Here is a 14,252-nt window from a genome sequence, read left to right as displayed (position 1 = left end):
CCCCGTCTGCCGGATTAATTTTTTTTATCGTTTTCACTTCCTTGATGTTGATGATCTCCATGCCCTCCGTGGCCGTGGAAAAGATGCATTAGCGGGCAGACCAGCAATAACAGATATGGCCAGTAACCTGCCACATGTGACCAGTGTTCGCGCAGGAGGGCAAATGCCGCAATCGCGGCGACAGCAATAAGCGCATAGGTGGTACTTTTCATACCGGACTCCTTCTGTTAGTAACAGACCCTTCATTCAGGGTTATTTCCCGAGCCTGACACTTTTCAGACGCAACGCATTTGCAATGACGCTAACGGAGGAAAGGGCCATAGCCGCCGCCGCAATAACTGGCGACAGCAGTATTCCATACACAGGATAAAGCAGACCTGCAGCTACAGGCACCCCAAGAGCATTGTAGATAAACGCAAAAAACAGATTCTGCCGGATATTTTTCATGGTGATTTCTGACAGATGACGGGCCCTGTTGAGTATCATCAAATCGCCTTTGAGAAGGGTAACGCCAGCACTTTCTATTGCCACATCTGTACCCGTTCCCATGGCTATACCCACGTCAGCCGCTGCCAGCGCCGGGGCATCATTCACACCGTCTCCGGCCATCGCAACCACATGGCCAGACGCTTTCAGTCGGGTTATCACTGCTTTTTTGCCATCCGGCAGAATCCCGGCTTCAACCTCATCTATTCCCAGTTTCCGTGCGACTGCTTCAGCAGTAAGCTGGTTATCCCCGGTGAGCATAACAATGCGGATCCCCGCCTGACGCAAAGCTTTAAGCGCATCCGGCGTGGTTGCTTTCACGGGATCCGAGATAGCTATCAGGCCTGCAAGGTTCCCGTCTGTGGCCACATAGATAACGGTAGCGCCTTCCATCCGCAACGTATCCGCAACGGCCTTTTGATTATCAATAACGATACTGTTTTCCTGCATAGCCAGTTCATTACCAATAACAACCCGTTGACCTTCGACATCGCCTGAGACACCTTTCCCCGACGGGGCATTGAAATTACTGACGGCAGGTATCACGATCCCCTTTTCATGCGCGGCTCTGACAACAGCCATACCCAACGGATGCTGCGAACCTTTTTCCACTGCAGCTGTTACACGTAAAAGAGATATTTCCCCACCCGGACTGAGACTGATAATCCCTGTCACCGTAGGCGAACCTTCCGTGAGCGTGCCTGTTTTGTCGACAACCAGCGTGTCCACTTTTTCAAGACGCTCAAGGGCTTCGGCATTCTTGATTAACACCCCGGCCTGGGCGCCTTTGCCCACCCCCACCATTATCGACATCGGCGTGGCCAGTCCCAGCGCGCAGGGACAGGCAATAATCAGGACCGACACAGCCGCAATGAGACCGTGCGCCATCCTGGGCTCGGGCCCCCAGACAGACCAGATCAAGAAAGCAACAACCGCGATAAGTATCACCAGAGGAACAAACCAGCCTGAAACGCTGTCTGCCATTCTCTGGATGGGGGCACGCGAACGCTGTGCATCAGCGACCATCTGAACAATTCGTGAGAGCATCGTTTCATCACCGACTTTCTCTGCACGGATGATAAGACTACCTGTCTGATTAATCGTCCCCCCAATGACAGGGTCACCCTTCGTTTTGGTAACCGGCATAGACTCCCCGGTCACCATCGATTCATCAACGGTTGTTTTGCCTTCGATCACGATACCGTCGACCGGAATACTCTCTCCAGGTCTGATGCGGAGCTTATCGCCAGGCAGGACATCTTCCGCATTAATATCCGTTTCATGACCGTCATGATCCAGCCGTCTGGCGGTTTTGGGGGCAAGGTTCAGAAGCGCAGTAATGGCGCCTGAGGTTTGTTCCCGTGCCCGCAGCTCAAGAACCTGTCCCAGCAGAACAAGCACCGTAATAACTGCTGCGGCTTCAAAATAAACGGCCACCAGGCCATCCATGTTTCTGAACGATGCAGGAAACCAGGAGGGGAAGACGGTTGCAATGACGCTGTAAACCCAGGCTACGCCGGTCCCCATTGCAACAAGGGTAAACATATTCAGGGAGCGGTTACGTAACGACATTCCGGCCCGGGCGAAGAATGGCCAGCCACACCACAACACGACAGGGGAGGCCAGAAGCAACTGCAGCCATGTGTTGTACTGTGGCGGTACTGTATTCCTCAAGTCGGGAAACAGATGAGATCCCATTTCGAGTACCAGAACCGGAAACGCCAGCAACAACCCCAGCCAGAAGCGTCTTGTCATGTCGTGAAGTTCATCACTCGGCCCCGTGGATGCCGTAGCTACGAGCGGCTCCAGTGCCATTCCACAGACAGGACAGCTTCCGGGACCACTGCGGCGTATCTCCGGGTGCATCGGACATGTCCACACACCTTCAGAATTCTCTTTTTCCGCCTGGTTGTGAGGCTGTTTTATCTGATCAGGGCTGACTTCGTGATGATCGTGGTGATGGTGATGGGAATGTTCACTGGCATCTTCGGTAAGATAACGATCGGGATGGGCTTTAAATTTACTCTCACAGCTGGCGGAGCAGAAATAAAGTTGGTGGTCCTGGTATCGAATGCTGCTGTGCGCCCTGTCGGGCAGGATGGCCATCCCGCACACGGGATCTCTCACCTTATGCAATACGTGGCCCTCGTCCGGGGATAATGTCTGCTCAGAAGCAGTCTGGTTGTTGTGTTGCACTGCATTGTCATTTTTCACAGTAACTCTCCTTATGCATACCGAAGCATCTTCTGTCTTCAGGGTATGTCATGGATGCGATTACCACGAATATCGCCGGCACAGGAGTGCCTGCTACCGGCGTCCCGTTATCAGCCGTTCCGCTGACTATTCGATTCGCTGGAAGACTTTTTTACTTCCATCCGGTGAGAATGCGATAACATCGTAAGCCTCTTTTCGGGCTCCCATCTCCATTCCAGGACTTCCTGCTGGCATACCGGGGGTGGCGAGACCGTATATACCCGAACCAGACTGCATTGCCTTATGTATCGTTGTCGCAGGCACATGGCCTTCAATGATCAAATTACCGGCAACCGCGGTATGACAACTTCGTAGTCCTGCAGGAATAGCATGCTTTTCTTTCAGGGCTGACAGCGCCTGATCATTCATGACGTGAGTTCGTACTTCAAACCCGTCTTTTTCCATCGCTTTGCCCCACAGGGAACAACAGCCACAGTTTTCAGATTTGTACATATCAATCACTTTTTCACTCGCCATCGCGGGTAGTGAAAGGCCGAGAGCCAGCGCCATTAGAACCACTTTTTTCATACTCACCTCTGTATATTATCGATATAAACCCTGACGTCAGGGTGAATCAGTAAAGAAGGACACCCACAGGGGGTGCCCTTTCAGGTTCAGGACACGCTTTTTTTATGTCTGCGCAGCCAGATTAATTTGTAGGCGGCAGGAATAATGAACAGGGACAGCAGCGGAGCCGTGATCATCCCACCAATCATGGGTGCCGCGATACGGCTCATGACTTCTGAACCTGCACCGGTTCCCCAGAGTATTGGCAGCAGACCCGCAATGATCACCGCCACGGTCATGGCTTTCGGCCGGACACGCAGTACGGCACCATGATAGAGGGCTTCATCAAGGCCTTCCGGTGTGAACGTCTCTTTACGGGACAATTCCGGGTGCGCTTCAATGGCATGACGCAGATACATCAGCATGACCACGCCAAACTCTGCTGCCACCCCGGCCAGGGCGATAAACCCGGTTCCGGTCGCCACTGACATATGGAAGCCCTGCCAGTACAGGAACCATATCCCGCCAACCAGGGCAAACGGCAGGCTCATCAGAATAAGTAAGGCCTCATCAGCCCGGCGGAATGCCAGATATAACAGGATGAAGATGATCATCACCGTCATCGGTACCATCAGTTTTAATTTCTTATTGGCGTGCTCGAGTAATTCAAACTGTCCTGAGAATGCCACACTGGTCCCCGGTCTCAGTTTCACTTTCTCACTGATGGCCGTCTTAATATCGTTCACCACCGACACCATGTCCCTGCCGCGGGCATCAACATAAATCCAGCTGGCTGGCCGGGCATTTTCGGTTTTCAGCATGGTTGGTCCGGAAACGACCTTAATATCGGCAACATCGCCCAGCGTAATTTGCTGCTTCATTGGGGTCAGGATTGGCATCTCTCTCAACGCCTGCGGACTGTTACGGTAATCCTGCGGATAGCGAATGTTAATAGGGTACCGGGCCACGCCTTCAACCGTCTCACCCACCATAGCCCCACCGATTGCTGAAGAGACGAACAGCTGGACGTCGCCCACAGTCATCCCGTACCGGGAAGCTTTCTCCCGGTTGATATCGATATCGATGTAGCGCCCGCCCTCAAGTCGCTCAGCCAGGACAGACACCACGCCAGGCACGGTTTTGGCTACCGCCTCGATACTCTGCGCCGTCGCGTCGATATCGGACAGAACAGTCCCGGACACTTTGATACCTATCGGGCTTTTGATCCCGGTTGAGAGCATATCAATACGGTTACGGATAGGCGGCACCCAGAGGTTTGCCAGACCCGGTAAACGGACTGTCCTGTCGAGTTCATCAATAATCTTGTCAATTGTCATGCCGGGACGCCACTGATCCTCAGGTTTGAGCTGGATCGTGGTTTCCACCATTTCGAGCGGCGCGGAATCCGTTGCGGTCTCTGCTTTACCGGTCTTGCCAAATACAGAAGCCACTTCAGGAACGCTTTTGATTAACTTGTCTGTTGTCTGCAGGAGCGCTGCAGCTTCTGCCGGAGAGACGCCAGGCAAGGTCGACGGCATATACAGCAGATCGCCCTCGTTAATCTTCGGCAGAAATTCACCGCCCACCTGACTCAGTGGCCAGATAACCGTGAAAATGGACAAGGCCGCAACCAGCAGGGTTGTTTTTGGCCAGTGGAGGACCCGCAGCAGCAAAGGATGATACGCTTTGATCAGCACCCGGTTCAGGGGGTTACTTGTCTCGGCAGGAATTTTCCCCCGGATCCAGAATCCCATCAGAATAGGAATGACGATGATGGCCAGTGCGGCCGCTCCCGCCATGGAGTACGTTTTCGTGAATGCCAGCGGGCCAAACAGACGACCTTCCTGCCCTTCCAGGGTAAAGATAGGAATAAAGGACAGGGTGATGATCAGCAGGCTAATGAACAACGCGGGTCCCACTTCCACGGAGGCGTCGGTAATCACCTTCCAGCGGGTGGCGTTGTCAATCTGCTCACCCGGATGCTGATGATCCCACTCCTCAAGCCGTTTGTGCGCATTTTCAATCATCACAATGGCGGCATCCACCATCGCACCGACGGCAATCGCTATCCCTCCCAGCGACATGATATTGGCGTTCAGTCCCTGGAAGTGCATGACGATAAAGGCGATACACAGGCCAAGTGGCAGAGAAATAATCGCCACCAGGGCAGAACGGACATGCCAGAGGAACAGTGCGCAAACGACAGCAACAACGATAAACTCTTCAAGAAGCTTGTAACTGAGGTTATCAATCGCCCGGTCGATTAACTGGCTGCGATCGTAGGTGGTCACGATTTCAACGCCTTCCGGCAGGCTGGCCTTCAGCGTCTCCAGTTTATCCCTCACTGCCGTGATAACGTCGCGCGCATTTTTACCCGACCGCAGGATCACCACGCCGCCAGCGACTTCTCCCTGGCCGTTCAGCTCGGCAATACCACGCCTCATTTCGGGCCCGGTCTGCACGCGGGCAACATCCCGCAGATAAACCGGCACGCCGTTCTCACCTGTTTTCAGGACGATGTTATTAAAATCATCAATGCTCTGAAGATAACCGCTGGCACGGACCATATACTCCGCTTCGGCCATTTCAACGGATGAGCCACCGGCCTCCTGGTTAGACGATTCAAGTGCCTGTTTCACTTCGGGCAGGCTGATACCGTACTGGGACAGTTTTACCGGATTGACCTGAATCTGGTACTGTTTCACCACGCCGCCAACCGAAGCGACCTCAGCCACGTTCGGGATGGTTTTCAGCTCAAATTTCAGGAACCAGTCCTGCAGAGAGCGCAGTTCTGAAAGGTCGTGTTTTCCGTTGCGATCGACAAGGGCATATTCAAAAATCCAGCCCACACCCGTGGCATCAGGACCGATTTCAGAACTCACACCGGCAGGCAGTTTTCCCTGAACCTGATTCAGATATTCCAGCACGCGGGAACGGGCCCAGTACAGATCGGTGCCGTCTTCAAAAATGACATACACATACGAATCCCCGAACTGTGAAAAACCACGCACGGTTTTTGCGCCAGGTACGGACAGCATGGTGGTGGTAAGTGGATAGGTGACCTGGTTTTCTACAATCTGCGGGGCCTGGCCGGGATAGCTGGTTTTGATAATGACCTGTACATCTGACAGGTCAGGCAAGGCATCGACCGGCGTGTTAATAATCGTCCATGTACCCCAGATGCTGAGAAACAGGGCCCCCATCATGACCAGGAAACGGTTGGCGACAGAGCGCCGGATAATCCATTCAATCATCGTCGTCTCCTCAGTGCCCTGAATGCATATTTACAGGCTGGTCAGACATTGCTGGCATACTGCTTTCTGTTTTTTCAGGGTGGCGCATACGTTCCAGCGCGCCCGTAATATTGGCTTCGGAGTCAATGAGGAACAGGCCACTGACCACCACGGTATCGCCTTCATTCAGGCCGGAACCGATGCCGGACTGTTGCTGTGATTCATGCAGAACGTGGATCTGTTTCGGCACAAACTTGCCTTCATCATCAACAGTAATCACGCGCTGTTCTTTGCCGGTATCGATAACGGCCTGGCTTGGTATCAGCAGCATCTCCTGGCTCTTGGTATTCAGTTTCAGATAGGCATTCATGCCCGGCTTGAGAAACTCATCCTTATTAGAAACCTGGAGACGGACCTGAAGCGTACGGGTTGTCTGATCCACGCTGGGAAGAATGTTCCATTTTTCGACATGGAATGTTTTATCCGGATAAGCCGGTACCGAAATTTCAAACTGCGACGTATCTTTCAGCAGATATGCGATAGATTCTGGCACTGCAGCGCTGATCCAGACCGGGTCCATCCCCTGAATCTGAGCCACTACTTTATCTTTCGAAATATTCATGCCGGTGCGCAGGTCAAACGCAGTAATGACACCATCAATAGGTGCTTTAATGGTAAAACGGGTCTGGATTGTGCGGGTTGAACGCAGCCTTTGAATATCCTCTTCCGGCATACCAGCCAGACGAAGTCGCTCCAGAACCCCTTTTATCTGGGTTGACGTACCGCCTGTACCGGATAACAGCAGGAACTCACTTTGTGCCTCAACCCATTCAGGAATGGTGATATCGATAAGCGGAGTGCCTTTCTTCACATGATCGCCAATCGTCAGGGGATACACTTTTTCGACGAAACCGTCAGAGCGCGCCTGCACAATGACAAACTGATACTCGTTGTAACTGACATTAGCCGGGATTGTCTGGGAATAATTCAGCATTCCTCGCGTGACTTTTTGCGTTTTTAATCCCAGATTCTGAACCTGCGTTGGATCGATACGGATCCCGCCACTGCTTTCATCGCCACTTTCATCAGCATATTTCGGCACCAGGTCCATATCCATAAAGGGAGATTTTCCGGGTTTATCAAATTTGGTATCCGGTTTCATCGGGTCATACCAGAAAAGTACCTTTCGCTCCGGTGCCTTTTGTTCGGTTTGTACTGTTTTTTGTGATGAGTTTACATACTGCCAGGCAGTAACCGATATCAGCCCCCCTGCTATGAGGCTGCTGATAATTATTGCAGCATATTTTATCTTTAAAGAAGCCATACAATTTCTCGCTGAAAAATCAAAACACCTGGCATATGCGCCCGATCATTCATTCACAGTAATCCCTTAATGAATGTTCAGGCGCACTGGATGTATTCGCTCCGGACTGATAATCAGGATTGCGTAACGTTAATGCTTTTGAGTAAGGAGATATTGCCCTGCTGAATAAACGAGAAATCGACATGGTTGCCGGTTTTCAGGGCATTGATAGCGTCGTCTGCATTAACAAAAGTGAAGCGCATGGTCATTGCAGGCCAGCCCACAGCAGGGATTGCTTCGTGCGAAATGGTAATCTTTTTACTATTCATATCAATGTCTTTAACGACACCGGTGCCCTTGATAACCTGCTGTACCGAAGCATCACTGGCAGCATTCATATCGCCATGCTGATGTGTTTCAGCATGAAGACCGGCAGAAAACATGACAGAGAAGGCACCAAATAAAACGGCTTTAAGTGAATTACGCATTTTTAATTTCCTGATTAATTAAATAAATTTACTCTACCCAACCGCCACCCAGCGCGGTAAACAGATTAATTTCGTTAACCTGTCGGGAATAGGTAAGATCGAGAATGGTTTGCTGCGTAGCGAAGAGGGAACGTTCTGCATCCAGCACTTCGATGTAACTGACAGCACCACTTGCATATAATCCTCTGGCACGCTGGAGAGTTATCTGAAGTGAATCAAGATAACGCTGCTGTGACTCAAGTTGCTGGCTAAGACTGTCGCGCAGCGCAAGCGTGTCGGAAACATCCTTAAAGGCTGACTGAATTTTTTGTTCGTAATTAACCACCGATTGTTGCTGGCGAATTTCAGCCAGCTTCAGATTGGCTTTATTCCTGCCAGCATTAAAAATAGGAATTTCAATTTTAGGGATAAAATTCCACATTCCACTTCCTGACGTAAACAGGCTTGACAGCTCCGTACTGCTTGCGGAAAGACCACTGGTCAGGGTAATGGAGGGGAAAAAGGCCGCTCGCGCTGCGCCAATATTGGCATCAGCCGCTTTCAGCTGATATTCCGCTTCCATAATATCCGGTCGCTGCAGCAAAATTTGTGAAGATAGATTTGGTGGCAATTTTACTGGTGCGATCTCCCCGCCTTTCATCCCTTTTTCTGACGGAAGTGCGCGGTACGTTCCCAGCACCAGTTGCAGGGCATTGTTTGCCTGAGCCAGATCGCCTTCTCGTTTGGCTATTTCGGCGCGGGTACTTTCGATTTGTCCTCTCGCCTGTTCAAGTGCCAGAACGTTCGTACTCCCGGTCACGAGCTGTTGCTCAACGAAAGCATAGGACTGTTCATAATTTTTCAGCGTTTCCCGCGCAATACGGAGTTGTTCGTACGCCAGTTGCTGGCTGAAATAGCTCTGTGAAACGTTGGAGACCAGCAGGATGTGTACGGCACGACGGGCTTCTTCGCTGGCAAAGTAGTTCTGGCGATCAGCCTCACTCATGTTCTTAAGTTTGCCAAAAAAATCGAGCTCATAGCTGAGCTCCAGACCCGCGTCGTACTCCTGTGTGGTCGGCTTGTCACCTTTCAGACCACCGTTGTATGTGATCCCGGATGAGGCATTCAGTTGGGGATAACGATCTGCATCCGTGACGTTGAACTGGGCCCGGGCCTCTTCAACCTTCAGGGCAGCCATTCTCAAATCACGGTTATTATTCAGGGCTTCACCGATCAGCCTGCTGACCTGGGGATCGACAAAAAAGTTTCGCCAGCCCGTATCCTGATAGCTGTTTACCGCAGGCGTCAGACTGTTTTTAGACAATGAAAACTGCTGGGGAACCGGAGCTGGCGGACGCTGATATTCAGGTGCCAGAGAAACACAACCAGCCAGGATGAATATGGTACTGATGCTGAGTAATTTTAATTTGAACATAACGCTTCTCGTACAGGCAGACCTGGTAAATGGTTCAAACGAAATCCAGAGTATTGATAGGGATACTTTACCGAACGCTCTCTGTTTGCCGGGTGACAGGATAATGACAATGTTGTCATTTTTGCTGTAATCCGTTGATAACGATCGTGGGCGCAATAAAATGACATTAGCAGCCAGCCGGGGAGCATGATGAAAATATTAATCGTTGAAGACGAAATTAAAACAGGTGAATATCTCAGCAAGGGGCTGACAGAGGCGGGGTTCGTCGTGGATCACGCTGATAATGGTCTGACCGGATATCATCTTGCCATGACAGCCGAGTATGATTTAGTCATCCTGGATATCATGCTGCCTGATGTAAACGGCTGGGATATCATCCGTATGCTGCGCAGTGCCGGAAAGGGGATGCCGGTATTACTGCTGACGGCCCTTGGCACGATTGAACACAGGGTCAAAGGACTTGAGCTGGGTGCGGACGATTATCTGGTGAAGCCCTTTGCGTTTGCTGAACTGCTCGCCCGGGTAAGAACCCTCCTCAGGCGGGGAAACACGATGATCACGGAAAGCCAGCTTAAAGTGGCTGACCTCTCGGTTGATCTCGTATCCAGAAAAGTCAGCCGCGCCGGGAACCGCATTGTGCTCACCAGTAAAGAGTTCAGCTTGCTGGAATTCTTCATTCGCCATCAGGGAGAAGTTCTTCCCCGCTCCCTGATTGCCTCTCAGGTCTGGGACATGAATTTTGACAGCGACACTAACGCGATTGATGTCGCAGTAAAGCGACTCCGCGCTAAAATAGACAACGATTACGGGACAAAACTGATCCAGACAGTGCGGGGCGTGGGCTACATGCTGGAGATCCCGGATGCATAGCAAACCGTCCAGACGACCTTTCTCACTCGCTCTGCGGCTGACCTTTTTTATCAGCCTGTCCACAATACTGGCGTTTATCGCCTTCACCTGGTTTATGCTGCATTCTGTTGAAAAGCATTTTGCCGAGCAGGATGTCAGCGATCTGCAACAAATCAGCACCACACTGAGCCGTATACTCCAGTCCCCGGCAGATCCGGATGAAAAAAAAGTAAGCAAAATAAAGGAATCAATTGCCAGCTACCGCAACGTTGCCCTTTTGCTCCTCAATCCCAGGGGTGAAGTGCTCTTTAGCTCAGCTCAGGGGGCGGCACTACGCCCGGCAGTGAATTCAGCAGATTTTAGCGAGCACAGCCGCGCACGGGATGTCTTTCTCTGGACGGTGGAGGATCCTGCGGGACCGATGGATACCGGGTCCGAAATGAAGATGGAAACATACAGGATTATCGCCTCCTCTGGTCAGGCGATATTTCAGGGCAAACAGCAGAACTATGTCATGCTGACTGGCCTATCCATTAATTTCCATCTCCATTACCTCGATGCGCTGAAAAAGAACCTGATTGCGATTGCCGTCGTGATAAGCCTGTTGATTGTTCTGATCATTCGAATCGCTGTCCGTCAGGGGCACCTGCCCCTTCGTAATGTCAGCAATGCCATTAAAAACATCACCTCCGAGAATCTTGATGCGCGACTGGAACCGACACGCGTTCCCATTGAGCTGGAGCAACTGGTTATCTCGTTCAATCATATGATTGGAAAGATTGAGGATGTCTTTACCCGCCAGGCCAATTTCTCTGCCGATATCGCGCATGAGATCAGAACGCCCATCACCAATCTGGTGACGCAGACTGAAATCGCACTGAGTCAGGATCGAACACAGAGGGAACTTGAGGATGTCCTCTATTCCAGTCTTGAAGAGTATAACCGGATGACCAAAATGGTCAGCGATATGCTGTTCCTGGCACAGGCAGATAATAATCAGCTGATACCTGACAGGGTCATGTTTGACCTCAGAGCGGAAGTCATGAAAGTCTTCGAGTTTTTCGAAGCCTGGGCCGAAGAACGCAATATCACGCTCAAATTTAACGGGATGCCCTGCCTGGTTGAGGGAGATCCACAAATGTTCAGAAGGGCGATCAATAATCTGTTATCCAATGCCCTGCGTTATACCCCGGAGGGACAGGCAATCACCGTCTCAATAAGAGAGCAGGAGAGCTTTTTTGACCTTGTGATTGAAAATCCGGGGAAACCGATCCCTGAAGAACATTTATCAAGGCTGTTTGACCGTTTTTATCGGGTGGATCCATCCAGACAACGAAAAGGAGAAGGCAGCGGCATCGGCCTTGCGATTGTGAAGTCAATCGTGGAAGCACATCACGGAAGAGTGCAGGTGGAATCAGACGTACGCTCCACGCGTTTTATCTTATCCGTGCCCAGACTGGAGAAAATGATCCCGGAAACCCAATGCTGAAAATAAAGATGTAAATGACAAAGATGTCATTAGCCTGTCATGCAGCAAACAGAAGCCATTCGATATAATTAGTGCAACTTATCAGGAAGGCTGGATTGCTTCATCAATACCCGGCGTCAGAGTACGCCAGGAAATGAATATCCAGCCCTCTTCCGGAGAAATAAACGCTGCCGAACTTGTTTCAGTTATGGAACTGAAAACACCGGTTGTACTTCCCCGGACATCACTAATTCAGAAATGGAGAGTTATCATGAAAAATATCGTATTAGCATCTTTGCTGGGCTTTGGTTTAATTTCATCGGCCTGGGCCACTGAAACCGTGAATATCCATGATCGCGTCAACAATGCACAGGCTCCTGCTCACCAGATGCAGTCTGCTGAGGCTCCTGTCGGGATCCAGGGGACTGCTCCTCGTATGACCGGTATGGACCAGCATGAACAGGCCATTATTGCTCATGAAACCATGACGAACGGCTCGGCGGATGCTCACCAGAAAATGGTGGAAAGTCATCAGAAGATGATGGGAAATAACACGGTATCCACGACCGTCCCGTCAACGTCTTACGCGGCGATGAATGAGCATGAAAGAGCAGCGGTTGCTCATGAATTCATGAATAACGGGCAATCCGGCCCACATCAGGCCATGGCCGAAGCGCACCGCCGCATGATCAATGCAGGCTGAATGCGACGGTAGTATCCGTGCTGTTACCTTTTCCCTGATAGATTTTCCTGAAACAACGTTGCTACATTTTTGCCCCCCGTCAGGGGGCTTTTTTGTCTGACTCAGCTACACTTAACCGGTACCTGTCTGAAAGGAATTATTATATGGGCTATTTGCATTCTAGGGTTGGAATTCATCCATTCTAACCCTTGATTCTTAGTCGGACAAAAAGCTGCTTCTGGTTGGATTTTTCGTAAGCGTGCAGCGAGAACCGTATTGACGGGGATGTGTTATTCAGTTGGCAGTGCTACGCGCCAGGGGAGTAGTTCGCTGACCCGGTTTATCGGCCAGTCAGCAATGACGTCAAGGACATAACGGAGGTAGCTTTCTGGCTCCACTCCGTTCAGTTTGCATGTCCCGATCAGGCTGTACAGCAGCGCTCCCCGCTCTCCTCCATGATCCGAACCGAAGAACAGGTAGTTTTTGCGGCCCAGGCTGACCATCCGTAGCGCATTCTCAGCTATGTTGTTATCTGCCTCGGCCCAGCCGTCGTCAGTATAGTAAGCCAGCGCCGGCCACTGGTTCAGTACGTACGTGAACGCTTTCGCCAGTTCTGAGTGTCGCGACAGCGTTTTCACCTTTTCACGCAGCCAGCTTTCCAGGGATTTCAGCCGCGGTTTAGCTTTTTGCTGACGTTCTGCAAGGCGTCGCTTCGCCGGCATCCCCCTTATTTCCGCCTCGATGGCATATAACTCACCGATCCGTTTCAGGGCTTCCTCCGTCAGCGCTGACGGGGTGCGAACGTGCACATCGTGGATCTTGCGGCGGGCATGAGCCCAGCAGGCAGCTTCCGTTATCTGTCCATTGCGGTACAGTTCGTTGAACCCGGCGTACGCATCCGCCTGCAGAACACCGCTGAAGCCAGCGAGATGGCTCTGCGGGTGGATACCTTTTCTGTCCGGGCTGTAAGCGAACCACACTGCCGGCGCCAGCTCTGACCCGGCGTTACGGTCGTCACGAACGTACGTCCACAACCGCCCGGTCTTCGTTTTCTTATTACCTGGCAACAGCACCGGGACAGGCGTGTCATCAGCATGGAGCTTACCGTCAGTCAGCACATAGTCCTGAAGCGCCCCTTCCAGCGGTGACAGTAGCCGGCAACACGCATCCACCCAGCCCGACAGCAGTGAGCGGCTCAGCTCCACACCCTGGCGGCCGTATATTTCAGACTGGCGGTACAGCGGGGTGTGCTCTGCATACTTTGAACTCAGCACGCGGGCCAGCAGCCCCGGTCCTGCGATACCCCGCTCGATGGGCCGTGAAGGCGCGGGGGCCTGCACGATGGCATCGCACTGAGTACAGGCATGCTTTTCACGTACTGTCCGGATAACCCGGAAAGCGCTGCGCATCAGCTCCAGCTGTTCGGCGGCATCTTCACCCAGGTAACTCAGCGCACCACCACATTCCGGGCAGCATGACGCTGCCGGCAGCAGCCGTTTTTCGTCACGGGGAAGTGATTCAGGGAACGGTTTGCGGGTACGGGTCTGCCGCAGCGGGCGCTGCACGGGC

General features: G+C 51.9%; 11 protein-coding genes. 3 read left to right on the top strand and 8 right to left on the bottom strand.

Annotated elements, in window-relative coordinates:
* Positions 1-14: 14 nt before the first annotated feature.
* The 7 genes from HMPREF9538_RS21285 to silC all read right to left on the bottom strand — a co-directional run bounded on the left by HMPREF9538_RS21285 (position 15) and on the right by silC (position 9,684).
* Entirely contained in the window at positions 15-212 is a 198-nt protein-coding gene (locus HMPREF9538_RS21285) for a DUF2933 domain-containing protein (RefSeq protein WP_000843497.1), read from the bottom strand.
* A gap of 40 nt (positions 213-252) precedes the next feature.
* On the bottom strand, positions 253-2,700 hold the full coding sequence (silP, locus tag HMPREF9538_RS21290) for an Ag(+)-translocating P-type ATPase SilP (protein ID WP_004098955.1): 2,448 nt from the start codon (positions 2,698-2,700) through the stop codon (positions 253-255).
* A gap of 126 nt (positions 2,701-2,826) precedes the next feature.
* Positions 2,827-3,267, bottom strand: coding sequence for a DUF411 domain-containing protein (locus HMPREF9538_RS21295; protein ID WP_000758228.1), 441 nt, complete (start codon positions 3,265-3,267; stop codon positions 2,827-2,829).
* Between the two features lie 86 nt (positions 3,268-3,353).
* On the bottom strand, positions 3,354-6,500 hold the full coding sequence (silA, locus tag HMPREF9538_RS21300; RefSeq protein WP_004098958.1) for a Cu(+)/Ag(+) efflux RND transporter permease subunit SilA: 3,147 nt from the start codon (positions 6,498-6,500) through the stop codon (positions 3,354-3,356).
* Between the two features lie 10 nt (positions 6,501-6,510).
* A complete protein-coding gene (gene silB, locus HMPREF9538_RS21305) occupies positions 6,511-7,803 on the bottom strand; it encodes a Cu(+)/Ag(+) efflux RND transporter periplasmic adaptor subunit SilB (RefSeq protein ID WP_004152079.1) in 1,293 nt (430 codons plus the stop codon).
* A gap of 113 nt (positions 7,804-7,916) precedes the next feature.
* The gene (gene cusF / locus HMPREF9538_RS21310) at positions 7,917-8,270 is read right to left on the bottom strand and encodes a cation efflux system protein CusF (RefSeq protein ID WP_001246153.1); all 354 of its coding nucleotides are present in this window, start codon (positions 8,268-8,270) and stop codon (positions 7,917-7,919) included.
* 28 nt (positions 8,271-8,298) lie between these two features.
* Positions 8,299-9,684 (bottom strand): Cu(+)/Ag(+) efflux RND transporter outer membrane channel SilC, encoded by a 1,386-nt coding sequence (gene silC, locus HMPREF9538_RS21315; RefSeq protein WP_000475512.1) that lies wholly within the window; start codon positions 9,682-9,684, stop codon positions 8,299-8,301.
* Positions 9,685-9,873: 189 nt separating this feature from the next.
* On the opposite strand from silC, the gene silR reads away from it, so the two are divergent.
* From silR to silE, 3 genes are all read left to right on the top strand, one after another.
* Entirely contained in the window at positions 9,874-10,554 is a 681-nt protein-coding gene (silR, locus tag HMPREF9538_RS21320) for a copper/silver response regulator transcription factor SilR (protein ID WP_001572351.1), read from the top strand.
* Complete coding sequence (silS, locus tag HMPREF9538_RS21325) at positions 10,547-12,022, top strand: copper/silver sensor histidine kinase SilS (protein ID WP_003032875.1); 1,476 nt, start codon at positions 10,547-10,549, stop codon at positions 12,020-12,022. The genes silR and silS overlap by 8 nt, the downstream gene beginning before the upstream one ends.
* A gap of 250 nt (positions 12,023-12,272) precedes the next feature.
* On the top strand, positions 12,273-12,704 hold the full coding sequence (gene silE, locus HMPREF9538_RS0127050; RefSeq protein ID WP_004178091.1) for a silver-binding protein SilE: 432 nt from the start codon (positions 12,273-12,275) through the stop codon (positions 12,702-12,704).
* A 269-nt stretch (positions 12,705-12,973) separates the two neighbouring features.
* Here the strand turns inward: silE and HMPREF9538_RS21330 are convergent.
* A partial coding sequence (locus tag HMPREF9538_RS21330) for an IS66-like element ISKpn24 family transposase (RefSeq protein WP_009484293.1) occupies positions 12,974-14,252 on the bottom strand: 1,279 nt, incomplete at its 5' end.

The sequence above is a fragment of the Klebsiella sp. MS 92-3 genome, assembly GCF_000195655.1.
In the GTDB taxonomy this organism is placed as follows: domain Bacteria; phylum Pseudomonadota; class Gammaproteobacteria; order Enterobacterales; family Enterobacteriaceae; genus Klebsiella; species Klebsiella pneumoniae.
The sequence above is the reverse complement of the archived record's forward strand: the minus strand, read 5'-3'. Positions and strand labels throughout refer to the sequence as shown.

What these genes read in the sequence shown, in the direction of transcription:
- HMPREF9538_RS21285 (WP_000843497.1), bottom strand. Translation starts at nt 212, where the DNA reads ATGAAAAGTACCACCTATGCGCTTATTGCTGTCGCCGCGATTGCGGCA.
- HMPREF9538_RS21295 (WP_000758228.1), bottom strand. Translation starts at nt 3,267, where the DNA reads ATGAAAAAAGTGGTTCTAATGGCGCTGGCTCTCGGCCTTTCACTACCC.
- silA (WP_004098958.1), bottom strand. Translation starts at nt 6,500, where the DNA reads ATGATTGAATGGATTATCCGGCGCTCTGTCGCCAACCGTTTCCTGGTC.
- silB (WP_004152079.1), bottom strand. Translation starts at nt 7,803, where the DNA reads ATGGCTTCTTTAAAGATAAAATATGCTGCAATAATTATCAGCAGCCTC.
- cusF (WP_001246153.1), bottom strand. Translation starts at nt 8,270, where the DNA reads ATGCGTAATTCACTTAAAGCCGTTTTATTTGGTGCCTTCTCTGTCATG.
- silC (WP_000475512.1), bottom strand. Translation starts at nt 9,684, where the DNA reads ATGTTCAAATTAAAATTACTCAGCATCAGTACCATATTCATCCTGGCT.
- silR (WP_001572351.1), top strand. Translation starts at nt 9,874, where the DNA reads ATGAAAATATTAATCGTTGAAGACGAAATTAAAACAGGTGAATATCTC.
- silS (WP_003032875.1), top strand. Translation starts at nt 10,547, where the DNA reads ATGCATAGCAAACCGTCCAGACGACCTTTCTCACTCGCTCTGCGGCTG.
- silE (WP_004178091.1), top strand. Translation starts at nt 12,273, where the DNA reads ATGAAAAATATCGTATTAGCATCTTTGCTGGGCTTTGGTTTAATTTCA.